The sequence below is a fragment of the Vibrio sp. 10N.222.48.A3 genome (assembly GCF_041475345.1).
Taxonomy (GTDB): Bacteria; Pseudomonadota; Gammaproteobacteria; order Enterobacterales; family Vibrionaceae; genus Vibrio; species Vibrio tasmaniensis_A.
Map to the genome: position 1 here is coordinate 7533 of NZ_JBFRVX010000815.1, position 568 is coordinate 8100.

Sequence of the window (568 nt, forward strand, 5' to 3'; positions counted from 1 at the left end):
GCTCTAGAAGCGCCAAGCAGTACAATGGCGCCAATCGCTACCAAACTATCAAACTTAGAGAACCCGCCAATCATTGCGTTGATCGGCTTGCCGAATATCCAAAGCGTTACGGTTAAAAGGAAGATAGACAGTGTGATTTTCTTGCTGTTTGTCCACTCGACAGGTGCATGGTCTAGCTCGAATTTGTGGTCAAGTTTTGGCTTAGTCATCACGTACAAAATAATCATCGTGATTGGCAGTAAGATCATCGAGATAGGTAGCCCAAGTGCCATCCACTCTGTGAAGCTCAAGCCAACTTCTGCGGCAGCAATGGCGTTTGGCGGGCTACCTACTAAAGTTGCGATACCACCGATTGAAGCACAGTAAGCGATGCCTAGTAGCACAAATACATAGGTGTTACGGTCTTCACTTTGGTCAACTTTGTTCATGATGCCTAGTACAAGAGGGAGCATCATTGCTGTGGTGGCTGTGTTTGAGATCCACATGGATAAACCCGCACTCACACCGAACAACATGAACACGGCTACCGACATTCTGCCTTTTGCTATGAGCAATACTTTGTCAGCTA

The 568-nt window shown here is 46.7% G+C and carries 1 protein-coding gene; it reads right to left on the reverse strand.

Annotation, left to right across the window (positions count from 1 at the left end):
• On the reverse strand, positions 1-568 hold a 568-nt coding region (locus AB4653_RS20170; protein ID WP_372105159.1), incomplete at both ends, for an SLC13 family permease.